Origin of the sequence: Leclercia sp. AS011 (genome assembly GCF_037152535.1) — a bacterium.
Taxonomy (GTDB): Bacteria; Pseudomonadota; Gammaproteobacteria; order Enterobacterales; family Enterobacteriaceae; genus Enterobacter.
In genome coordinates, this window is record NZ_JBBCMA010000002.1 from 180,468 (window position 1) to 202,988 (window position 22,521).

At 58.4% G+C, this 22,521-nt stretch carries 23 protein-coding genes; 5 read left to right on the forward strand and 18 right to left on the reverse strand.

Annotation, left to right across the window (positions count from 1 at the left end; translation table 11 throughout):
- Positions 1-5 precede the first annotated feature (5 nt).
- The 7 genes from hpaX to hpaG form a co-directional block, all read right to left on the reverse strand.
- Entirely contained in the window at positions 6-1,352 is a 1,347-nt protein-coding gene (gene hpaX / locus WFO70_RS13295; protein WP_337016797.1) for a 4-hydroxyphenylacetate permease, read from the reverse strand.
- Positions 1,353-1,373: 21 nt separating this feature from the next.
- Positions 1,374-2,168, reverse strand: a complete 795-nt coding sequence (gene hpaI, locus WFO70_RS13300; protein WP_337016798.1) for a 4-hydroxy-2-oxoheptanedioate aldolase — start codon at positions 2,166-2,168, stop codon at positions 1,374-1,376.
- Positions 2,169-2,177: 9 nt separating this feature from the next.
- Positions 2,178-2,981: a 2-oxo-hept-4-ene-1,7-dioate hydratase gene (hpaH, locus tag WFO70_RS13305; protein ID WP_337016799.1), complete on the reverse strand. Its 804-nt coding sequence runs from the start codon at positions 2,979-2,981 to the stop codon at positions 2,178-2,180.
- Positions 2,982-3,081: 100 nt separating this feature from the next.
- On the reverse strand, positions 3,082-3,462 hold the full coding sequence (locus tag WFO70_RS13310; protein ID WP_059312662.1) for a 5-carboxymethyl-2-hydroxymuconate Delta-isomerase: 381 nt from the start codon (positions 3,460-3,462) through the stop codon (positions 3,082-3,084).
- 9 nt (positions 3,463-3,471) lie between these two features.
- Entirely contained in the window at positions 3,472-4,323 is an 852-nt protein-coding gene (gene hpaD, locus WFO70_RS13315) for a 3,4-dihydroxyphenylacetate 2,3-dioxygenase (protein WP_337016800.1), read from the reverse strand.
- Between the two features lies 1 nt (position 4,324).
- A complete protein-coding gene (gene hpaE, locus WFO70_RS13320; protein WP_337016801.1) occupies positions 4,325-5,791 on the reverse strand; it encodes a 5-carboxymethyl-2-hydroxymuconate semialdehyde dehydrogenase in 1,467 nt (488 codons plus the stop codon).
- On the reverse strand, positions 5,791-7,065 hold the full coding sequence (gene hpaG / locus WFO70_RS13325) for a 4-hydroxyphenylacetate degradation bifunctional isomerase/decarboxylase (RefSeq protein ID WP_337016802.1): 1,275 nt from the start codon (positions 7,063-7,065) through the stop codon (positions 5,791-5,793). The genes hpaE and hpaG overlap by 1 nt, the downstream gene beginning before the upstream one ends.
- Positions 7,066-7,337: 272 nt before the next feature.
- On the opposite strand from hpaG, the gene hpaR reads away from it, so the two are divergent.
- Positions 7,338-7,778, forward strand: coding sequence for a homoprotocatechuate degradation operon regulator HpaR (gene hpaR, locus WFO70_RS13330; RefSeq protein WP_337016803.1), 441 nt, complete (start codon positions 7,338-7,340; stop codon positions 7,776-7,778).
- Positions 7,779-7,863: 85 nt separating this feature from the next.
- Positions 7,864-9,528, forward strand: coding sequence for a methyl-accepting chemotaxis protein (tsr, locus tag WFO70_RS13335; RefSeq protein WP_337016804.1), 1,665 nt, complete (start codon positions 7,864-7,866; stop codon positions 9,526-9,528).
- A 78-nt stretch (positions 9,529-9,606) separates the two neighbouring features.
- Here the strand turns inward: tsr and WFO70_RS13340 are convergent, their stop codons facing one another.
- Together WFO70_RS13340 and WFO70_RS13345 are read right to left on the reverse strand one after the other, a co-directional pair.
- Positions 9,607-10,968: an MFS transporter gene (locus WFO70_RS13340; RefSeq protein WP_337016805.1), complete on the reverse strand. Its 1,362-nt coding sequence runs from the start codon at positions 10,966-10,968 to the stop codon at positions 9,607-9,609.
- A 208-nt stretch (positions 10,969-11,176) separates the two neighbouring features.
- Positions 11,177-12,091: a GntR family transcriptional regulator gene (locus tag WFO70_RS13345; protein ID WP_337016806.1), complete on the reverse strand. Its 915-nt coding sequence runs from the start codon at positions 12,089-12,091 to the stop codon at positions 11,177-11,179.
- Between the two features lie 147 nt (positions 12,092-12,238).
- Between WFO70_RS13345 and WFO70_RS13350 the strand changes: the two genes are divergently transcribed.
- The gene (locus WFO70_RS13350; protein ID WP_337016807.1) at positions 12,239-13,261 is read left to right on the forward strand and encodes a zinc-binding alcohol dehydrogenase family protein; all 1,023 of its coding nucleotides are present in this window, start codon (positions 12,239-12,241) and stop codon (positions 13,259-13,261) included.
- Between the two features lie 51 nt (positions 13,262-13,312).
- On the opposite strand, the gene opgB is transcribed toward WFO70_RS13350, so the two are convergent.
- From opgB to WFO70_RS13390, 8 genes are all read right to left on the reverse strand, one after another.
- Positions 13,313-15,604 carry a phosphatidylglycerol--membrane-oligosaccharide glycerophosphotransferase gene (gene opgB / locus WFO70_RS13355; protein WP_337016808.1) on the reverse strand — a complete coding sequence of 764 codons (2,292 nt, stop codon included), beginning with the start codon at positions 15,602-15,604 and terminating at the stop codon, positions 13,313-13,315.
- A gap of 211 nt (positions 15,605-15,815) precedes the next feature.
- Positions 15,816-16,319 carry a DUF2501 domain-containing protein gene (locus tag WFO70_RS13360; protein ID WP_337016809.1) on the reverse strand — a complete coding sequence of 168 codons (504 nt, stop codon included), beginning with the start codon at positions 16,317-16,319 and terminating at the stop codon, positions 15,816-15,818.
- 84 nt (positions 16,320-16,403) lie between these two features.
- Positions 16,404-17,141 carry a DNA replication protein DnaC gene (gene dnaC, locus WFO70_RS13365; protein WP_039030489.1) on the reverse strand — a complete coding sequence of 246 codons (738 nt, stop codon included), beginning with the start codon at positions 17,139-17,141 and terminating at the stop codon, positions 16,404-16,406.
- Positions 17,138-17,683: a primosomal protein DnaT gene (dnaT, locus tag WFO70_RS13370; protein WP_337016810.1), complete on the reverse strand. Its 546-nt coding sequence runs from the start codon at positions 17,681-17,683 to the stop codon at positions 17,138-17,140. The genes dnaC and dnaT overlap by 4 nt, the downstream gene beginning before the upstream one ends.
- Positions 17,684-17,787: 104 nt before the next feature.
- On the reverse strand, positions 17,788-18,216 hold the full coding sequence (locus WFO70_RS13375) for an organic hydroperoxide resistance protein (protein ID WP_337016811.1): 429 nt from the start codon (positions 18,214-18,216) through the stop codon (positions 17,788-17,790).
- 32 nt (positions 18,217-18,248) lie between these two features.
- The gene (locus WFO70_RS13380) at positions 18,249-18,890 is read right to left on the reverse strand and encodes a TetR family transcriptional regulator (protein WP_337016812.1); all 642 of its coding nucleotides are present in this window, start codon (positions 18,888-18,890) and stop codon (positions 18,249-18,251) included.
- A gap of 65 nt (positions 18,891-18,955) precedes the next feature.
- Positions 18,956-19,429, reverse strand: coding sequence for a threonine/serine exporter (locus tag WFO70_RS13385; protein WP_337016813.1), 474 nt, complete (start codon positions 19,427-19,429; stop codon positions 18,956-18,958).
- Positions 19,420-20,196: a threonine/serine ThrE exporter family protein gene (locus tag WFO70_RS13390; protein WP_337016814.1), complete on the reverse strand. Its 777-nt coding sequence runs from the start codon at positions 20,194-20,196 to the stop codon at positions 19,420-19,422. Before WFO70_RS13390 ends, WFO70_RS13385 begins: the two co-directional genes overlap by 10 nt.
- Positions 20,197-20,632: 436 nt before the next feature.
- Between WFO70_RS13390 and WFO70_RS13395 the strand changes: the two genes are divergently transcribed.
- Positions 20,633-21,364: a helix-turn-helix transcriptional regulator gene (locus WFO70_RS13395; protein ID WP_337016991.1), complete on the forward strand. Its 732-nt coding sequence runs from the start codon at positions 20,633-20,635 to the stop codon at positions 21,362-21,364.
- Entirely contained in the window at positions 21,364-21,999 is a 636-nt protein-coding gene (gene bglJ, locus WFO70_RS13400; protein ID WP_337016992.1) for a DNA-binding transcriptional activator BglJ, read from the forward strand. Before WFO70_RS13395 ends, bglJ begins: the two co-directional genes overlap by 1 nt.
- 43 nt (positions 22,000-22,042) lie before the next feature.
- Here bglJ and WFO70_RS13405 read toward each other — a convergent pair whose 3' ends face one another.
- Entirely contained in the window at positions 22,043-22,501 is a 459-nt protein-coding gene (locus WFO70_RS13405) for a YbaK/EbsC family protein (protein WP_337016815.1), read from the reverse strand.
- Between the last annotated feature and the right edge of the window lie 20 nt (positions 22,502-22,521).

A 22,521-nucleotide genomic window follows, 5' to 3' on the forward strand; every position in this document is an offset into this window, starting at 1 on the left:
GCTCCTTAATGACTCTTCTGCGCCGCCAGCCCCGGCGCGCTGTCACGGCTCTGCTGGCGGGTCATCGGGATCCGCGTCAGCACCAGCGCCCCCACCACCAGCAATCCTGCAACGAACCACAGTCCGGAGCTGAAGCTGCCGGTCGCGTCACGCAGAATGCCGATCAGCAGCGGGCTGACGGCGGATCCGACGTTGCCGATAGCGTTGATCACCGCCAGCGCCACCGCCCGGGACTGCAGGCTAATAACCTGATCCGGGGTGGTCCAGAAGATCGCCATGGCGGTAAAGGATCCGGTTGAGGCCATGATGATGCCAAGCAGCTGGATCAGGCTGTGATCCGTCGCGGAGGCCAGCAGCCATCCCGCCGCCGCAAACAGGTACGGCAGGATGGTGTGCTTTTTTCGCTCGTTCAGCCTGTCGGAGCGGCGGCTCCACCAGATCATCCCGAGGATGGTACAGAACTGCGGGATCGCCGCCAGCAGGCCGATCACGATATTGCTGCTGCCGGTATTAAAGCTCTGCAGGATCTGCGGGGTCCAGATGTTGATCGCACTCAGGGTGTTGGTCAGGCAGAAGTAGGCCAGGGTATAAAGCAGCACCGCCGGGGTCAGCACTTTGCGCAGGGTCGAGCGCGGGGTGACGGCGTGCGCCACGGCGTTCTCCTGCTCACGGGCGATCATCGTTTTCAGGGTCCGCTTCTCTTCCTCGTCCAGCCAGGTCGCCTGATCCGGCGTGTCGTTGAGGAAGAACCAGGTCACCACGCCGAGCACCACCGACGGTAGCCCCTCCAGCAGGAACAGCCACTGCCAGCCCTTCAGGTTCCACAGCCCGTCCAGGGCCAGAATATAGCCCGAGAGGATCGAGCCGAGCATCATGGTCACCGGCATGGCAATCATAAACAGCGCGTTAGCGCGGGCGCGGTGCCAGGCAGGGAACCACCATGTCAGATAGACGAGGATCCCCGGCAGGAAACCGGCTTCGGCAATGCCCACCAGCATGCGCAGGACGTAGAGCGTCTGCGGGCTGATGGCGAACATGGTGCAGGTTGAGGCGATGCCCCATACCACCATGATCCCGGCGATCCAGCGGCGCGCGCCGATCTTCGCCAGCATGATGTTGCTCGGGATCCCGCACAGCACGTAGGTGACGTAAAACAGCGTCGCGGCCAGGCCAAACATCGTCGAGGTGAGGCCCAGATCTTTGCCCATCGTCAGCCCGGCAAAGCCGATGTTGATGCGGTCGAGGAACGAGAAGACAAACAGGATAAAGAGAAACACGATCAAACGACGGAACAGCTTATTAATGACGCGATGTTCAACGGCTTTATTATCTTGCAGGGTAGAGGTCGTCATGTTGCGCTCCAGATCTTGCCTTTAATAGACGGATTTATTGTTATCAGCGCTAACCGGTTCATCGATAAAGCGTGCCGCCAGCGCCTCGGCACCGCGGGCGAGCAGGGTGGTGTCGACGCCGACGGCGACAAACAGCGCCCCGAGGTCGAGATAGCGTTTTGCCAGCTGCTCGTTCGCCATCAGGATGCCGGGGGCTTTACCGGCGCCGCGGATCTGCGCGATCGCCTGCTCAATGGCGGCCTGCACCTCCGGGTGCTGCGGATTGCCGGCAAAGCCCATGTCGGCGCTGAGATCCGCCGGGCCGATAAACACGCCGTCGACGCCCTCCACATCGAGGATCTGCGGCAGATTTTTCAGCGCCTCGCGGGTTTCGATCTGCACCAGCACGCACATGGCGTCGTTAGCCTGCTGGAGGTAATCCGGAATGCGGTTCCAGCGCGAGGCGCGCGCCAGGGCGCTGCCGACGCCGCGAATGCCCGCGGGCGGGTAGCGGGTAGAACGGACCGCCAGACGGGCTTCGTCGGCGTTTTGCACCATCGGCACCAGCAGGGTCTGGGCCCCGACGTCCAGCAGCTGTTTGATCTGCACCGGATCGTTCCACGACGGGCGGACCACCGGCTGGCTCGGATAAGGGGCGATGGCCTGCAGCTGGGTTAAGACGGTCTGCACGCTGTTCGGCGCGTGCTCGCCGTCGATCAGCAGCCAGTCGAAGCCTGCCCCGGCCAGTAGCTCCGCGCTGTAGCTGCTGGTCAGCCCCAGCCATAAGCCAATTTGCGGGCGGCCTGCCTGCAGCACCGCTTTGAATGCGTTTTGCATGGTCCTCTCCTAAACAAAGCGGCAGCTGATGGAGCCCATATTGCCGTAGTCCACGTGGAAGGTGTCGCCTCTGCTGGCGGGCACCGGGCGGGTAAAGGAGCCGCCGAGGATGATCTGGCCGGGCTCAAGCTGCACGTCGTAAGGGGCCAGCTTGTTCGCCAGCCACGCCACGCCGTTGGCCGGGTGGTTGAGCACGCCCGCGGCGACGCCGGTCTCTTCGATCACGCCGTTGCGGTAGAGCAGGGCGGAGATCCAGCGCAGATCCAGCTCGTCGGGCTTAATCGGACGACCGCCGAGGATCACGCCCGCGTTGGCGGCGTTATCGGAGATGGTGTCGAAGACCTTGCGCGGACGCTGGGTTTCAGGATCGATGTTGTGGCAGCGGGCGTCGATCAGCTCCAGCGCGGGGATCACGTAATCCGTGGCGTTGTAGACGTCGAAGATCGTGCAGTTCGGGCCGCGCAGCGGTTTTGCCAGCACGAATGCCAGCTCCACCTCGATGCGCGGGACGATAAAGCGATCCACGGGGATGTCGCTGCCGTCATGGAAGAACATGTCGTCCAGCAGCGCGCCGTAGTCCGGTTCGCTGATCTGCGAGCTGGCCTGCATCGCTTTTGATGTCAGGCCGATCTTGTGGCCCTTCAGCACGCGGCCTTCGGCGATCTTTAGGTTTACCCATTCACGCTGAACGGCGTAGGCGTCGTCGATGGTGATCGCCGGGTAATCCAGCGAGATCGCGCGGATCTGCTCCCGCGTCTGTTCCGCCTGATGCAGGCGATGGGCGATCAGGGTGTGGGTGTGTTTATCGAGCATGGCGATATCCTGTTTTTGCCGGGGGGCGCTGCGCTTACCCGGCCTACGTTCGGGGCCGTTGTAGGCCCGGTAAGCGAAGCGCCACCGGGCGAGCAGACGGCTACGTAAACAACGCGTGCACGTTGTTTTGCTTGTAATTGAGCGTCGGGTGCAGCTCGTCCAGCTCAAAGGACAGCGCCAGATAGCGGCTCGCCATCAGCTCTGCGAAGTGCGTTTTGATCAGCGCAAACAGCATTTCACCGACCTCTTCCCGGCTCTCCAGGCTGCGCCCGGCACCAATTTTGAGCGTCATATGCACAAAGGCGTAATCGTGCCTGCCGTCGGCCATCTGCCAGGTGTCCAGCCAGTGGGCGCGGCTGCGGATGCCGCCGAGGGGGAAGATGCTCGTGGCGGCCAGCGCCTCGTTCACTTTGGCGAACAGCCCCGGCAGGTCGGCCTGCTCGCGGATGTTGTCGGTGCATTCAGCAATAAAGTGCGGCATGGTGGCTCCTTACGCGGGCAGGGGGAAAACGGCGTTAACCTGGCCGGTGCCGGAGCTGGCGAACAGCTCGGTGAGGAACTCCACCTTGCCGTCGTAGTTGTCCCAGCCGAGCATCCCCAGCAGCATCACCGTGTCGTGCATGTTGCCCTCGCCGTAGCAGTAGTCGGCGTACTCCGGCAGCATGCTGCAAAACTCCTTAAACTGGCCTTCGCGCCACAGCTTCACCACACGCTCGTCCATCTGACGGTCAAACTCACGGGTGTAGCTGTTCATCCCTTCCTCGGCGCGCTGGTCGTCGATAAAGCGGTGCGACAACGAGCCGCTGGCGAGCACCGCCACGGTGCCGTCGTATTTCTCAATGGCGCTGACGATGGCCTCGCCCAGCCGGCGGCTGTCGGCGAAGTCGTGAACCGTGCAGAACGCCGAGATGGAGACCACCTTGAAGTGCTTATCCGCGTTCATGTAGCGCATCGGCACCAGGGTGCCGTACTCCAGTTTCAGGCTCGGGATGTTGTGCGCTTTGGCGCGTACGCCTATCGCCACCGCTTCGTCGGCAATCAGCTGGCCAAGTTCCGGGTTGCCGTCGTAGTCGTAGGTCATGTCGCGGATAAAGTGCGGCAGCTCGTTGCTGGTGTAGATGCCTTTAAAATGGTCCGCACAGTTGATGTGGTAGGCGCTGTTCACCAGCCAGTGGGTATCGAACACGATAATGGTGTCCACGCCCAGCTCGCGGCAGCGTCTGCTGATCTCCTTATGTCCGTCGATGGCCCCCTGGCGGCAGCCAAAGTTTTTGCCCGGTATCTCAGAGAGATACATCGACGGCACGTGGGTGATTTTTGCGGCTAACGCTAACTTACCCATCTCATACCCCCCATTTCGGGATCGGGTGGTCGCCCATGGAGATGCAGACGTTCTTCATCTCCGCGAACACCTCGAAGCTGTACTCGCCGCCCTCGCGCCCGGTGCCGGAGGCCTTCACGCCGCCAAACGGCTGGCGCAGGTCGCGCACGTTCTGGGTATTCACGAACACCATGCCGGCTTCGATACTGCGCGCCAGGCGCAGCACCTTGCTGACGTCCTGGGTCCAGATGTACGACGCCAGGCCGTACTCCACGTCGTTGGCCAGGCGCAGACCTTCCGCTTCGTCCTTAAACGGCAGCAGGCAGGCCACCGGCCCGAAGATCTCCTCCTGTGCCACGCGCATGCGGTTGTCGACGTCCGCCAGCACGGTCGGGCGCAGGAAGTTGCCGCCGCGCAGGTGCGCGGGCAGGTCGGTTGGTTTGTCCGGGCCGCCCGCCAGCAGGGTGGCACCCTCTTCAATGCCGAGGCGGATGTAGCCGGAGACTTTCTCCCAGTGCTGCTGGCTGATCAGCGCGCCAATCTGGGTATTCGGATCGTTTGGATCCCCAACGCGCAGGCGGTTGGCGCGCTCGGCAAAGCGCTTCACGAATTCCGGGTAGATGCTCTGCTGGATAAAGATGCGCGAGCCCGCGGTGCAGCGCTCGCCGTTGATGGAGAAGATGGTGAACAGGGCGGCGTCCAGCGCGCGCTCGATGTCGGCATCTTCAAAAATCAGCACCGGGGATTTGCCGCCCAGCTCCATGGAGTATTTCTTCAGCCCGGCGTTTTTCATGATGTTGCGCCCGGTGGCGGTGCCGCCGGTGAAGGAGACCGCGCGCACGTCGTGATGGCGCACCAGCGCGTCGCCCGCCGTCGCGCCGTAGCCCTGCACCACGTTCAGCACGCCCGCCGGAATGCCCGCCTCCAGCGCCAGCTCGCCCAGACGGTCGGCGGTCAGCGGAGAGAGTTCAGACATCTTCAGCACCGCGGTATTGCCTAAGGCCAGGCAGGGCGCGACCTTCCAGGTGGCGGTCATAAAGGGCACGTTCCACGGCGACACCAGCGCGCAAACCCCCACTGGCTGCACCAGGGTGTAGTTCAACATCTTGTCGTCAACCGGGTAGGTTTTGCCGTTCATCTGCTGGCACACCTCGGCGAAGAACTCGAAGTTGTGCGAGGCGCGCGGGATCAGGACGTTTTTGGTCTGGTGGATCGGCAGGCCGGTGTCGGCGGTTTCCATGGCGGCGATCTCCGGGACGTTCTGGTCAATCAGATCCCCCAGGCGACGCATCAGGCGCGCGCGTTCCTTCATCGGCAGGTTAGCCCATTTAGGGAAGGCCGCTTTCGCCGCCTCTACCGCCTGATTAATCTCGGCTTCACCGCCGGAGGCGACTTCTGCCAGTACCTCGCCGGAGGCCGGGTTGGTGGTGTGGAAGTACTCGCTTCCCGCCACGTTTTTGCCGTTGATCCAGTGGTTAATCTTTTTCATTACTTTGTCTCCTCGCTGACAATCCGGTTGACCAGACGGCCAACGCCTTCCACTTCCACCACCACTTCATCCCCCGGTACCACGTCGGACAGCCCTTTCGGCGTGCCGGTGGCAATCATGTCGCCCGGCTGCAGGGTCATAAAATCGCTCAGGTACGCAATCAGGAACGGGATGCTGAAGATGAGGTCCGCCGTGGTCCCTTCCTGGCGCAGCTCGCCGTTGACGAAGGTGCGCAGGGCTAAGTTGTGCGGGTCGGGAATGGCCGCTTTCGGCACGATGTTCGGGGAGATGGGCGTCAGCCCGTCGCGGCTTTTCACCCGCAGATTCGGGCGGTAGTAGTTTTCCAGGTAGTCGCGAATGGCGTAGTCGTTGCAGACCCTGTAGCCCGCAACATAGTCCATCGCCTCGGCTTCACTGACCTTGCGCGCGGTTTTACCGATGACCACCACCAGCTCGGCCTCGTAGTGCATGTACTCAACGTTGTCCGGGCGCACCGAGGTCTGGTTGTCGCCGTTAAAGGTATTCGGCGCTTTGATAAACACCAGCGGCTCGGTCGGCGGCTTGAAGTCCAGCTCGCTGGCGTGATCGGCGTAGTTCAGGCCGAGGGCAAACAGCGTGGGGTGCGGATGTGCACCCTGAGCGATGGCCGCGTCGCGCTCATTGACCACCGGGTTTTCCAGCGGCGGGAAGCCTTCTGCCAGAATGCGTACCCGATCGCCCGGGCGGATCTCAACGCGGTTTTGCGGGGTACCGAGCAATATCGCATCGCCAGGATTGAGGGTGGCGAACTCGCTCAGGGCGCTCAGCAGTTCGGCGGCGCTGCGCTGAAGCTCGGCGGTGTTCCAGTGGTCCGCCTCGCGACCGTTGATCTCGGTGATGATGGTCAGGTTAGCCACGTTATCAACGGCGACAAGTTCGCCCACCGGGCAAAACCCGTCCCGGCATTTGGCTTTGATGGCCGGGCGGTAGAAGCTCTCTTCCGGCAGGCTCACCTCGTTCGCCAGCGCGTACCCGGCAATATAGTCGGCGGCCTCATCCGGGCTGATTTTGCTCGCGGTCTTGCCGACGATCAGCGCCACCGTCGCGCCGCTCAGCACCTGTTCACCCTCGGGATGCGGGATGGCATCCCCGGAGCGGATCAGGGTGTTGCGCGGTTTGATAAACCAGACGGCGGTTTTCGGTGGCGTGTTGTAAGGGGGCTGGTGAAATGCGTCGCGCCAGGCATCGAGCTGGCTGCGGTGATTGAGTGCCACCGCGAAAACTGTACCTTTCATTCCTTTCTCCTCAGGCCCGGGTATCGGGTTTTGAGTTCATTAATATGTTAATGATTAGGTTTTAGCCCCTCGCGCTATGTTTGGCAAACAGAAGTAAATAATTTGTGATATCAATAACAATAAATTTACATGTCGAATTGTTTAATGTTATATATCAGTGAGTTAATATTTTTATGTGAGATCTGTTAGACTTTTCGCCCGCGCCGCTGGCGTCAAAAAGCCGCGTGAGGCATTGATTGTTTCGTTATTAATGATGTTGAGGTGGGAGCGCCATGCACGATTCGTTAACTATCGCACTACTCCAGGCGCGGGAAACCGCGATGACCTTTTTTCGCCCGATTATCAAGCAGCACAATCTGACGGAGCAGCAGTGGCGGATCGTGCGCGTGCTGGCGGAACATCCGTCGATGGATTTTCACGATCTGGCGTTTCGCACCTGCATTCTGCGTCCGAGCCTGACCGGGATCCTCACGCGCATGGAGCGCGACGGGCTGGTGCTGCGCTTAAAGCCGCTTAACGACCAGCGCAAACTCTACGTGTCGCTCACCAAAGAGGGCAACGCGCTATATGAGCGTGCTCAGGCGCAGGTCGAAGAGGCCTATCAGCGCATTGAGGCGGAGTATTCGCCAGAGAAAATGCAGCAGCTGACCGGACTGCTGGAGGAGTTTATTGCACTGGGAGAGGGGAAGAATTTCAGGCAGGAAGATGAGTAGAGCAGTTCAGTCATCAACACAATTTCCGTAAAGTTTTCCCATTCCAGGCCGAAAATTCTGTACCTGTCTGGTGGAATGAGAAATCATGTTAAATCGTATCAAGATTGTTACCAGCTTATTGCTGGTTTTGGTTATTTTTGGTCTTTTACAACTCACATCCGGTGGTCTTTTCTTTAATGCCCTGAAGCATGACAAAGAAAACTTCACCGTTCTGCAAACCATTCGTCAGCAACAATCCACGCTTAACGGCAGCTGGGTGGCGTTGCTGCAAACCCGTAATACCCTGAACCGCGCGGGCATCCGCTACATGATGGATCAGAACAATATCGGTAGCGGCGCGACCGTGAACGATCTGATGCAGATTGCTGCGGCTTCCCTGAAGCAGGCGGAAAAAAACTGGGCGGAGTACGAAGCCCTGCCGCGCGACCCGCGTCAGAGTGAAGGCGCCGCGCTGGAAATCAAACGTAACTACGATATCTATCACGGTGCGCTGGCCGAGCTGATCCAGCTTCTGGGCGCAGGCAAGATCAACGAGTTCTTCGATCAGCCGACCCAGGGGTATCAGGACGGCTTTGAGAAGCAGTACGTCAACTATCTGCAGCAGAACGATCATCTGTACCAGACCGCTGTCGATGACAGCAACAGCTCCTACAGCCAGGCGATCTGGATCCTGTTGAGCGTGCTGATCCTGGTGCTGGTGGTGATCGTTGCCGTCTGGGGTGGCATCCGTCACGCCCTGATCGTGCCGCTGAACCGCCTGACCGACAGCATTCGCCATATCGCCAGCGGCGACCTGGTGAAGCGCATCGAGGTAGAGGGCTCTAACGAGATGGGTCAACTCGCCGACACGCTGCGCCATATGCAGGCTGAGCTGATGCGTACCGTGGGCGACGTGCGTAATGGTGCCAATGCCATTTACAGCGGCGCGAGCGAAATCTCCATGGGCAACAACGATCTCTCCTCCCGTACCGAGCAGCAGGCGGCCTCGCTGGAAGAGACCGCAGCCAGCATGGAAGAGCTGACCGCCACCGTGAAGCAGAACGCCGAGAACGCCCGTCAGGCAAGCCATCTGGCGCTGAGCGCGTCCGAGACCGCGCAGAAAGGCGGCAAAGTGGTGGATAACGTGGTGCAGACCATGCGTGACATCGCTGGCAGCTCGCAGAAGATTGCCGACATCATCAGCGTGATCGACGGTATTGCCTTCCAGACCAACATCCTGGCGCTGAACGCCGCGGTAGAAGCGGCCCGTGCCGGTGAGCAGGGTCGTGGCTTTGCGGTGGTAGCCGGTGAAGTACGTAACCTGGCCCAGCGTAGTGCCCAGGCCGCCCGCGAGATCAAGAGTCTGATTGAAGACTCCGTGGGTCGCGTTGAGCTGGGGTCGACCCTGGTTGAGAGCGCCGGTGAAACCATGGGCGAGATCGTCAGCGCGGTTACCCGCGTGACCGACATCATGGGTGAGATCGCCTCTGCGTCCGACGAGCAGAGCCGCGGTATCGACCAGGTGGGTCTGGCGGTTGCCGAGATGGATCGCGTCACGCAGCAGAACGCCTCCCTGGTGCAGGAGTCTGCGGCAGCGGCAGCGGCACTGGAAGAGCAGGCGAGCCGCCTGACCCAGGCCGTGGCGGTGTTCCGTATTCAGCAGGAGCAGCAGAAAGCCCGCGCGCACGCGGCGGTGAAAACCGTTGCCACGCCGGTAGCGACGCGTAAAGCGGCCGTTGCCGACAGCGGTGATAACTGGGAAACCTTCTGATGTAAAAAGCGCCCTGTTCAGGCGGGGCGCTGTTTTTGTGCCGGGTAAGCGCAGCGCCACCCGGCAATTCCACAGAACTTACTGCTGGCGCGGATCGCTGATCGGCTGACGCACCAGGAAGATATAGGCCAATGCCCCCAGCGCCGTGACGCAGCCGCAGATAATCAGCGCCAGGCGGAACGAGTGGGTGGTGTCGACGATAAACCCGGTGACAATCGGCGCAAACGACGCGCAGATGAAACTGGCGAAGTTTTGAATGCTGCCCACCGAGGCAGTCATGCGTGATGCCACGGCCACGTGGATCAACCCCCAGCACGACGTTCCCGCAAAGTGGATGCAGAACAGCGCCATCCCAATCAGCAGTACCGCGCTCATCGCCGTGGTTGCCTCCGGTACCACGAAGGTAAAGGCCGCCGAACATAACATCCCGCTGATAATACACAGCTTACGGCTGCGGACCGGGGCCATGCCGCGTTTCACCAGCGCATCGGTGGTGAAGCCGTTTACCAGCATCCCCGCAGCACCAAACAGGAACGGGATGGCCGCCATCAGGCCGGTGCTTTTCAGATCCAGGTTATAGGCGGTTTGCAGATACCCTGGCAGCCAGGCCAGATAGAGCCAGGCGGTGTAGTTGATGCCGCTGAAGCCCAGCATCATCCCCCACATGGTGCGGTTGCGGAACAGGCTGCGCCATTCGGCAAAGCTGAGAGGGTCACGACGAGCGTTAACGCTGCCGGCGTTCAGGTACGCCTGCTCAACGCCGCTCAGCTCCAGCTCCTCGCGGTTGCGATAGAGCATGTACCAGCCAATGGCGAGGAAAATGCCCAGCACGCCGATGGTGACAAACATCCCGCGCCAGCCCATCACCAGCATCATCGCCGCCAGCAGCGGCGGGCTGATGGCCACGCCGATGGTCGAGGCGGCGTTGAAAAAGCCCATCGGACGACCGCGCTCTTTGATGTTGAACCAGTCGTTGATCACCTTCACGCCGCACGGGTTCATTGGCGCTTCGCCAATCCCCATTCCGATGCGCACCAGCACGAACTGGGTGAAGCTGTGGACCATCCCGGACATCGCCTGGAACAGCGACCAGAAGAACATTCCCAGCCCCAGCATCAGGCGCGGGCCTTTGCGATCCAGCAGCGGGCCGCAGGGCAGCTGGGCGATGCCATAGGCCAGCGAGAACACCGACAGCAGGGCGCCGATCTCGGTGGCGCTGAGCCCCAGCTCTTCGCGGATGGTTAAATTCGCCACCGACAACGAACTGCGGTCGAGATAATTAATTACCGCCGCGAAAAATAATAACAACATTGCGGTGGTCTGGATGCGTTTAATTCTCGCGCTACGCTGAATGGCCCCTGTTGGCGGCAGAGAAATATCGGGTCTGTTTTCTCTGTCAAAGGTGGTCTGCGGGTCGAGGGTTATATTGCTTTTTTCCACGCCGGACTCCTGAGTTATTGTAGGGTTATTTCTCGTTTTTATTTATTAGAGAAATATCAATGACGACCAGTAAGGGAATAACTGCCGCCCTCACCACTCACGAAAAAATAAGTCGACTCCCGCTGAGCATAGGAAGCCGCCTTATTTCCGCGTGCCCTCGATCGCGGAAGCGTGCAGTCCGTATAAATTTGCTGTTTTTAATCGGTACTTAATAAAAAACCGTCGCGCTCTGTTTGATGGAGCGGATCATCGACTGTTTGGCGGTATTCAGGTGGTTACGCATCGCCAGATTGGCATCGAGATCGCTGCGGCAGATCAGCGCGCTGAGGATGGTCATGTGCTCGTCGATGGCGATGATGTTGCGCTGCTTGAGGTCGCTCTCGTCCCACTGATAGTGGAAGTGGAAGATAAACGAGATGATCTCCAGCGACTGGTTGAAAAAGATGTTGTTGGCGGCGGAGAGCAGCAGGGAGTGGAAGTCGCGATCCAGCCGGGAGAACTGGCGAAAGCTGTCGCCGATGCTGTCCCGCAGGGCGCGGTGCTCCTCCAGCAGGGTGCGGGCCTGCAGCCAGCGCGGGTCGCTGTCGGGCAGGTTGAGAAAATGCTGCAGGGCGTGGGTCTCCAGCATCTCGCGTAGCTCAAACAGCTGCTCGGCCCACGACTGGTCGAACTGCTTCATCCGCCACTGGCCGCGTTTTTCGCTCTCAATCAGGTTGTAGCGGCTGAATTTAAGTAAGTACTCCCTTACCACCACCGGGCTGACGCCAGCGGTCCGTGCCAGCTCCAGCTCAGAAAAAGCCTCCCCGGCCCGCAGGATGCGCTGGTTAATCATGGTTAAAAAACTCTGCTCAAACAGCCGGGTCTGCTCCGCCAGCGGGGCGATTTCACAGGTGAAACCATCTCCCGCATCGGGCTTACGGACAATCACATAATCACTGTTAACCCGCGTCAGGACGCCGCAGTCACAAAGGTGCGTCTGGATATGGCGCACGGTGGTGCGGCTGATGTTGTACATCTCCGCCAGCGCACTCTGGGACGGCAGCGGCGACGGAATGTGGCCCCGGGCCATATCGTCGATCACCTGGTTAATCACGTTGTGGCGCAAATTTTGTGAACGGCTCATGGATAGTCCTTGTGACAGCGAGTGGGCAATTAAAACCCTATTTAAAACGGCTTTATGCGCGGGAATTCACACTTCCTGTTTTTGCCTGCCCGTTATTTCGCGTTTTCATCAATATCTGAAACATCAAGAGAACGGGAGAAAGAAAAAATGACGACAATGAATACGCTGGTGTGTCAGGAGCCAAAAAAATTACTGTGGGCGCAAAGAGACGTGCCCGTTCCCCGGGATAACGAAGCGCTGATAAAAATAAAAACCGTGGGTATTTGCGGGACCGATATACATGCCTGGGGCGGCAATCAGCCCTTTTTTAATTATCCCCGCGTGCTCGGGCATGAAATATGTGGCGAGGTGGTTGGCTTAGGCAAAAATATCCAGACGCTGCAAAAAGGCCAGCAGGTGGCGGTTATTCCTTACGTGGCCTGCCAGCAGTGTCCGGCCTGTCAGAGCGGTAAAACCAACTGCTGCGAAGCCATCTCGGTGATCGGCGTGCATCAGGATGGGGGGTTTAGCGAATATCTGTCGGTGCCGGTGAGCAATCTCCTGCCCGCTGACGGCATTGACCCGGAGGCCGCGGCCCTGATTGAGCCCTTTGCCATCAGCGCCCATGCGGTGCGTCGGGCGGCGGTTCAGCCGGGGGATCGGCTGCTGGTGGTGGGTGCAGGGCCGATTGGCCTGGGCGCAGCGGCGATTGCCCACGCGGATGGCGCGCAGGTGGTGGTGGCCGATACCAGCCCCGCCCGGCGGGCGCATGTGCAGGCCTGTCTCGGGGTGCCGACGCTGGATCCCTCAGCGGATGATTTTACCGACCTGTTGCGGGCGCAGTGCGGCGGCGCGCTGGCTCAGAAGGTGATTGATGCCACCGGCAATGCACAGGCGATGAACAATAGCGTCAATCTGATCCGCCACGGCGGCACCATCGTCTTTGTCGGGCTGCACAAGGGCGAGCTGCAGTTTTCCGACCCGGAGTTCCACAAGAAAGAGACCACCATGATGGGCAGCCGCAACGCCACCGGGGAGGATTTCGCCAAAGTGGGACGCCTGATGGCGGAAGGAAAATTAACGGCAGCGATGATGCTGACCCACCGCTATGCGTTTCGCGAGCTGGCGGAGGTGTACGAGGCGGAGGTGATTAATAATCGCGGTCTGATTAAGGGCGTGATTGCGTTTTAAACTTGCCATGCAGCGCCCGGGGTCCGTTTGGGCGCTGCTTTTTTTATACTGTTAGCCTTCGGCGTTCACCACTTTGATCTCCACCATGCCGATCCCTATCTGGCGCGGAGAGTGGCCGAGAATGTTCCCCTCGTTGGTGGACTCCGGCGCAGGCGGCACAATCACCAGGGTGCTGCTGCGCGACGGGTTGTCGAAGTGCAGCGTGGTGGTGGTAACATCGTTGCCGAGGGTCAGGGTCTGCTCTTTATCGCCAATGCGCACCGGAATGGGTTTGTTGGCGTTCGGCCCCCAGGCTTTGGCGGTGATCACCAGATCGAATTTCGCCGGCAGCGGCTGGTTATACTCGATCTTCACCTCATCCCCCAACTGGGCGTTAGACCAGCGTCCCCAGGTTTCCGGACGGGAAATACCGCTGAACTGCTTCACCTCTTCCGGCGCACCGGCCACGTTAAAGACGAAGCTGTCGGCCTTGTAGCGGATATCGTTATCGGACACTCTCAGCATATCGACGTTACGCTGGTAGCGGTCGGTGCTGATCACGGTATCTTTAAAGGCGGTTTTGCCCTTCCACTGCGCCTTATCGACGTGCTGGACGCTCTGCTCGCCGCCCAGCTGGCCCTGAGATACGCACCAGTCGGTAGAGAGCGTCAGCGGCTGCGACCACAGCTGGCCCATCTTGTAGCAGCGATCGACCCAGACGAAGTTATCCCGTGGGGCAAAGTCGGCCAGCTGGTAGCGCAGCGGGGCGGAGTATTCGCTTTCCGGCAGCGGTTCGACCCGCTTATCGGAGACGCGCAGCAGCAGCGGCAGACGGAAATGGCTCCCGGAGAAAGCCATCATGTTTTTCTGGCTGTCGATAGTGAAGTCTTTCAACTCTTTCGGGAAATTCCACAGGCGGATCACGTCCGGTTTCCACGCCAGCACTTTTTCCTTCATGTTGAGGAACACTTCGGACAGCGACTGCCCGGAGAGGCTACTGCGGCCGAGGCCGATAAAGTTATCCCCGCCGAGAATATCCAGCACCGTCGCGCCGTTATCCATGGTGTTGCGCTTCACGGCCATCACCTCCTGCTGAGGTTTGTCGCCACGCAGGACAAAGAACAGGTTGCTGCGATCCTGCTTGTTCAGCGCATCCCAGGCGGTGTTCTTCATCGCCAGATGGTCGGACGAGACCACAATCACCGTATTTTTGAAGTACGGTGAGGCTTTGATTTTTTCGATCAGCGCCGCGATATGCTCCTGGCTACAGCCTACTGCGCTGAACGACTGGTTCGGCTTGCCGTCGATCGCATAGCTTTTGCGCTGGCAGGTGCGGGAGATAAAGCCATCCGGGTGGTGAGTGTCTACCGTCAGGGCAAACAGCGAGAAACGCTTGCCGGACTTCGACAGCTCTTCGAATTTTTTCCAGGTTTCATCCAGCACCGTGTCGTCGTAGAAGCCCCAGTCGTTGCGGTAAGCGGGGTCGGCAACGGTGGTTTTTAACTCTTCTGCACCGTACAGATGGTCAAAGCCGTGGGACTGCAGGAACACGTCCTTCCCGGCGAAGCGCAGGTTGGCGCCCTGCATGAAATAGTTCTCGTAGCCGGAGTTTTTCAGGATGTCGCCCAGGCAGATGTTCTGCGGGAAGAAGCTGGAGACCGAGGCCGAGGCGTTGCCCTCGAACGGCGCGAACAGCGGAATGCCGCACTGGGAGGCGACCATCCCGGCGATGGTGTAGTCGGTGCCCGGCAGCTGCGCGGTGTGGCTGAAGTCGATCCCTTCGTTCTTGATAGCACCCAGTTCCGGGGCGAGATCCGGGAAGGCATCGTTATCGAAATAGGTGCGCTCAAGGCTCTCGCCGTAGATATAGACGAGGTTCAGCTTCGGATTGGGAATAGTTTTGCCCGGCTCTTTGTAATATGCCGCGAAGTCAGGGTCGCCGTCGCGCGACTGGGATTTTACCAGCTCGGTAATCTGATGAAACGCCGGGCTGGCATCCACCGAGGCGAGCGCCAGTACCAGCGCCAGCAGGCTGTAGCCGAGGTGGTGCGGATGGTGCCGACGGCGGCGCAGGATCCAGCCCAGCAGGCCAAACACGGCCACCAGCGCAACCACCACACCCACGCCCGGAAGTATGTACTTACTAACCCCTGCGCCGGTCAGGCTGTTGGTCAGGGTATAAAGGACGGCATCGTTAATCCCGTCCCCGGTAAAATAGTCGCTGGCGTAGAGGGTAATATTTAAAACGACAAACAGCCCCAGCACCAGAAGGGTGACGGCAAACCACCAGGTATTACGACCCGCCTTGCGGGAATAGATCACCACCGAGGCGAGAAACAGGGCAACAGAAATAAACTCTGACAACAACTTATCCTCAGTAAGGGCAGTCGCTGGTTAGCGGACTAACTGTATAATTTTTGGGTTATACAATGTAATGGCGATGCCATTTAGCTGCAATTGTAGTGTCACGGAATTGTGCTGTTGTTAGGATTTGGTTTAGAAAACACAATGTTTGACGGGCGTCGCTTTACGCGAAAGGGATAAACGCCGCGGCTGTCGTCGCGGCGCAGAGGGATCAGGAGATAAAGCTGAGTCCCTGTTTCAGGACAAAGTCACAGGCCTGGGCTTTGACCTTCTTCGCCAGCGGCGTGTTGCCGATGGTTTCCAGATTCAGCTGCTGGCCGTTATTGGCATTCAGCAGGCCCTGAATCCCTTCCAGATAGTTGGTGTCCTGCTGCTGTTCTTGCGGGGTATCCAGCCCCAGTTTCCCCAATACCTGATTTTTAATGTTGGTAGCATCGGTCATCGAGGCCAGTTTCTCTTTGGCGCAGTATTCGAGGATCCCGGCCGCGTTATTCATGTTGCTGGCGCTGAGCGACTGGCTGCCGCTGTTGAGCAGGCCGGTCAGCGAGGAGAGGGAGAGACCGCCGTTCTGGGACGGGGTGGTGCTGTTGCTGCTGCCCGCGCTAAGCTGGCTGGCGGCGCTGTTGAGGGAATCCTGCCAGGAGGATGCCGCCTGCGCCGCACCAGTGACCAGCAGGGCGCTAACTGCGGCGCTGAGAAGAATATGTGTTTTCATAGGAGCTACTCTGTCGATGGCCCGCCGGGGCGGAATGGCTGGCAGTATAAACCCCCGCGGCCCCTGACTTCCCGGGAAAATATCCTAATACTCTTTACCGGTAACGCGGCTGCGATAGCTTTCCCAGTCAAAAATCACATACAGGCTGTTGCCGAGCTTCATGCGATCCATTACGCGCTCGCCCAGCAGGCGGGTCATCTCATCCACGTTGTGGTTGGTGAGCATTCCGGTCGGGCGCTTGGAGGAGGAGCGGCGGTCGACGATCTGATTGATGATCACTTTTTCATAGCGCGATTCGGTCTGGACGCCGATCTCATCGATCACCAGCAGATCCACGTTGCTCAGATCGTTCAGCAGCTGCTCTTCGCTGGTTTCCCGGTTGCTGAAGGTATCTTTCATCGCCGACATGATGTCGGCCACGGTGATAATCAGCACCGATTTGCCGCGCAGCAGCAGCTCGTTGCAGATGGCTGCCGCGAGGTGGTTTTTGCCGGTGCCCGGCTTGCCGCTGAAGATAAAGCTGGCGATGTTGCCGTCGAACTCTTCCACATACTGGCGCGCCTGTTGCAGCGCTTTGAGCTGCCCCTGGCTCTCGACCTTATAGTTATCGAAGGAGCAGTTCTGATGCAGGGGACGAATGCCGGAGCGGTTAAAGGTGCGCTGCATCTTCATGGCGCGATTCTCCCGGGCCAGCGCCGCGGCGCGGATCTCGCCCTGCTCCTTCTGCCACGCCAGTAGCTCTTCGCCGGTGGTGAAGGCCGGTTTGACGTTGGCAGGCATCATCTTTTGCAGACGTTTCATCAGTTCGCCGAACTCTTTCATTTGGCACCTCGGAATCCGTGGGGGATCTGTTTATCCGGTTCTGAAAAGGCATTCACGTCGCGTTTTGGCTGCGCGCCGCTGCTGGCGCGGTTAATCTGCACGCTGCGGGCCAGCTTCTGCTGCCACTGGATATGGTGGAAGACTTTCCCTTCCGCCTGCCAGTAAGCGGTGAAGGCGGCCAGCTCTTCCGGGGCGACGGGCTGGGTGAGGGCGATGCCCCACAGCGCGGCCTGGCGCTGAAAATCGGGATCGGGCTGCCAGCCGTTATACATGGCGAATTTGCCCATCGGCACGGCAACCGGCGCGCTGGTGGGTTCGTCGAAGAATTGCGTATCCAGAGTGACATCGCTGGTCGGGCGCGACAGGCGCGCTTCCAGCTCCAGCAGCTGGGCCAGACGCTGGGGCGTGATCGCATAAAACGCCGGTGCGTTATCGGCAAAAACGGCGACAGTACCGCCTTCAGCATGGGCCAGCACGCCGCGGGGATCGTGCATAAAGGCATCAATGCCAGTGACGCTGGTGGTCAGGATTCTGGAGGACATAATACTTCTCTACTGGATTACTGCGGACGTGATATGGGCTTATGGTAGCACAGAGAGGAGGGGGCAGGCAGGGGTCTGATACCCGCTCCCTGCTCCCCTGAAAATCAGGAGATAATGTTCAGCGTCACATCAATATTGTTGCGGGTGGCGTTGGAGTACGGGCAGACAATATGCGCCGCATCGACCAGCTTTTTCGCCTCGGCGGCGTCCATCCCCGGCAGGTGAATATTCAGCTTCGCTTCGATGCCAAACCCGGTCGGCAGCGGGCCGATACCCACTTCCCCTTCAATAAAGGCGTCCTTCGGCATCGTGATTTTGTCGCGGTTAGCCACGAACTTCATCGCGCCGAGGAAGCAGGCCGAATAGCCGGCGGCAAACAGCTGTTCCGGGTTGGTCACTTCACCGCCCGCGCCGCCCATCTCTTTGGGGACACCCAGTTTGACATCCAGTACGCCGTCGGACGATGTGGCGCGGCCATCACGGCCCCCGGTGGCTTTGGCTTTGGCGGTATAGACAACTTTCTCTAAAGACATGTTGGGATCCTTATCTCAGGGTTGTGTGCAAGCTATGGACAGGTATAACGCAAGGCAACCTGAACCGCCATCTTTCGGTAGTGCTGGCGCTGGGCCTGCTCATCGGCCCCGTCTTCAAACAGCAGGGTGAAGGTATAGCTGTTGGCCACATAGTGGAAGCTGAAGCTGCTGATCAGGCGGTGCAGATCGCGGGCGTTGACCGTCTGGTTAAACAGCTGCTTCGCTTTGCCGCGCTCAAGGATGGTTTCCAGCAACTCCAGCGCGCTGCGGTTTACCTGGCGCAGCAGCGCCGACTGCTGCATAAACCGTCCGCGCTGCATGTTCTCCATGCAGATAATGCGGATGTAGTCCGGGTGATCGGCATGATAATCAAAGGTGGTTTCCACCAGCTGTACCAGGGCCTCGACCGGCGGCAGCGCATCCAGGCTGAGCTGCTTTTCGCTGGCGCGGATCTGGGTGTAGACATACTCCAGCACCAGCAGGTAGAGGTTTTCTTTGGTCTTGAAGTGATACACCACCATGCGTTTGGTGGTGCCTGCTTTCTCGGCAATCTGCTCCATGCGCGCGCCGTTCAGTCCGTACTCGGCAAACAGCGAGAGGGCGCTGAGAAAAATTTTGTCTTTCAGGCGGGATCCGTCGCTGTTTTCTGCGTGTTCGCTGTCAGGGGTAGACACATCCGTTCCTTACTTAGCCACATAGAACCGAGGATTATCGCCACGCCAGCGGGATAACACAACTCTCAGACCCGGGGGCGCTTGCGGTAGAGCCACAGCCCGGGGATCGACAGGCCGATGGAGAGTGCGCCGACAATGGACGAGGCTTTCAGGAAATTGGTCAGCAGCATGATCATCTGCGCTTCGCTGTAGCCAAAATGGCTGATTTTCACCGCCGAAATCATCGCGGTATAGGCCGAAATCCCCGGGAACATCGGGATTACTGCTGCGACGGTGAAGACCTTCGGGTGGGCCAGATACCAGCGCGACCACTGGATGCCAATGCTGCCGACCAGCATCGAGGCCATAAACGTTGACCATTCGATATTCAGTCCGGCGGTCATCATCGTCATGCGCGAGCCATGCCCTATCGCCCCCAGTAGCGCGCACCAGGGCAGGGCGCGACGGGGAACGTTAAACACCATGGCAAAACCCACCGCCGGAATGGCCGACAGCAGCATGTCCTGGGCCAGCGCCCAGAGAAAATCGATTACGCCCATCCGCGAAGTCCCCACAAGGTCATGGCCATCACCACCCCAATACAGGTGGCGAGCGTCAGCAGGCTGGCAATCGCCCAGCGTGCCAGGCCGGTATTGATGTGCCCTTTAAACATATCGGCCACCGCATTAATCAGCGGAAAGCCCGGTACCAGCAGCAGCACGCTGGCGGCCATGGCAATGGTGGGCGTGGTGGCAAAAGTTGGGATCCGCAGCAGCAGGCCGGAGACCGTGGTGGCGACAAAGGCGGTGATGCAGAAGTTAATTTGCGGGTGCAGATGCCGGTGGGTCAGCACCTGGCGGACATACATGGCGAGGGTGCTGGCAATTAAGGTGACAAAGGCACCGTCCCACCCGCCGTTATTGAGCTTGCAGAAACAGGCGCAGGAAAAGCCGACCATCAGCACCACCAGCCAGCGCGGATAGCGCAGCGGCGTGATCTGGTTGAAACGTTTTTCGACCCCCTGCGCATCCAGCAGCTTATGTTCCGCCATGATCACAATATGCTGCACCTCGGTGACGACGTGCATGTTGATCCCGCGATCCTGGTTTTTGCGCGTGGAAGTCAGACACTGGCCCGCTTTAATGGTGGTCAGCACAATGGCATTCGAGGAGATCGAACTCTCCACACTGTCCATGCCCAGCGCCAGCCCCAGTCGGGTAGAAAGCTCTTCAACCAGGGCGCTCTCGGCGCCGTGTTGCAATAAAAAAAGGCCGCACTGAATACACAGTCGCGTGACGGCGCGTTGTGATGACTGATCTGCCTGCATCTGTTGCCCTGAGGAGAGAGTGACGATTGAATGGCCGGAATGGTTACTTTTAGCACACAACCCGGTGGCGCTTGCTCTGGGTTAGATCAAGGTTTAGGCAGATTAGCGGCACCTGAAAGCATAATTACCGGAACGACTAATTATTAATTCTTATGGGTTTTATATTTATATAGTTATATTTTTTGTATTTAGAATATCTAACGTGTTTATTTGAATAATATCACGGCGAAGGGATTAACAATTAATGCTATTTTTGCGATATTACTGTCGGTTTGGCGGTGTATAAATTTGTGATGCTGGTTCTTATCGCACTCTCATTTCGCTCAGCTAATGAAAAAGGAAAAACATTACATTTTTACGTCGCCCTGTAAAAGATACGGGTATTTCAAGCGGATGAAAGACGTGGAATGATTTTATGAATGGATTCGGAGCGCCAATGCCGTCGTTAAGTTGTAAAAGCGCAATAATAATCAGTAAATCACCCATAATACAGACCGGTCTCGGTAGCATTATGTCTCGTTATTTCCCGGACTATGAGCGCGCATTTAGTCGGTCTCATGAAGAGTTAACGCTTCTTCAGCTTCGTCGCGCCATCGTGGTTATCGTGGATACCTCTGGCGAGCAGCACAATGTGCGTGGCCTCTGTGAACAATATTACAGACTGCAAAGTCAGTATCGGGATATTCACTGGATCTATCTGGTTCCGCGCGCCATTTATCCCCTCGCCGTCGAACTCTTAATGCGGCCAGAAAGTACGTTGCTTTCCGATATCGAGCCCGTTGAAGGCATAGTGAACGCCATTCGATCCGGCAGTGAACATGCGGAACGTATCAGTCAGACCTTGTTAAAACCGGATCCGGAAGAGTTTTATGACCATCAGGATGATGTCATGTTGACCTTTTCGGAACGAAAAGTACTACGCCTGCTAGGAAAAGGATGGGGAATTAATCAGATCGCGACATTACTTAAGAAAAGTAATAAAACGGTAAGCGCGCAAAAGAATAGCGCGATGAGAAGACTCTCCTTAACCAGTAACGCCGAAATGTATGCGTGGATAAATAGCACCAAGGGAATGAAAGAGCTGAGTTTATTCTCAGCCTATGGAGAGCAAGACGAATGGAAAAGAGCGCTACAAAAAGACATATCGCTATCGTCGAAAAATGCATGATGAGTACTATGGGGCTGAAGCACCTTTTTGCCAGCCCATCACTTAATGGTTATGACGTCCACCTTTTTAACAATATCGCCGATTTTCAGTCCACACTTAATTTTGTCCCCTATGTATCGTTGATCTATTCCCTCTCTGATGAGCGTGAAGAGCGACGTAATTGTCTGGTATGTATCAAAGAGGTGACCGCCACCCATGGCATGATCCAGCGCATCGTATTAGCGTCAGACGCGAAAGAAGCGAGTCTGATGAATCAGCTTTCGCCTTCTCGTTTACACGGGCTGATCCTTAAGTCCGATCCGCTGGAGGTTTTACAGGATCAGCTGAGCAAGCTGCTGAATGAGAACCGACGGGTAAATGACAGTGTGAATAATCACTGGAATATTCATCGTGGGCGGCTGCTCAGCCCCACCGAGCGAGCCATTTTGCAGTTTATGTCCCGCGGCTATTCCATCCAGCAGATTGCCACCCGACTGGAACGCAACATCAAAACCATTCGTGCGCATAAATTTAATGCCATGATGAAGCTCGGTGTGCATTCCGACGTGGGGTTACTGGATGCGGCAGATATTCTGACGCATTTCCCGGTGCCCGATCCCCGCACGCCGCGCTTCCTCTCTACGCTCCACTCCTGAACCACGTCGCAGCATCTGCGCCAGAAGAGATCTGGCGCAGGGCTTACAGACAAACATCTACCCAGGTGGCTTTGGTCAGCTCGGCCATGCGTTCCGGAGAAATGCGTACTGCGCTGTGAATAGCGCCCGCGGCAGGCAGGACTTCAGCATACTGCCTGAGCGAAACATCGCAGTAGACCGCCAGCGGGTTTTCCAGTCCGAAAGGGCATACGCCGCCGACGGGATGCCCGGTAACGGTCACCACCTCATCGCTGCTCAGCATTCGGGCTTTCGAGCCAAAGGTCTGCTTCAGCTTTTTGTTATCCAGGCGGGCGTCGCCTTTGGCGACAACCAGAATCACCTCATCTTTAATTTTCAGCGACAGCGTTTTCGCTATTTGACCCGGCGCGACATTATGCGCCTCGGCAGCCAGCGCAACGGTAGCGGTACTTTGACCCAGCTCGATGACTTCAACGTCAGGAGCATGCTCAGCAAAAAACTGGCGCACAGACTGCAAACTCATTGTTTCCTCCCCAAAAATAC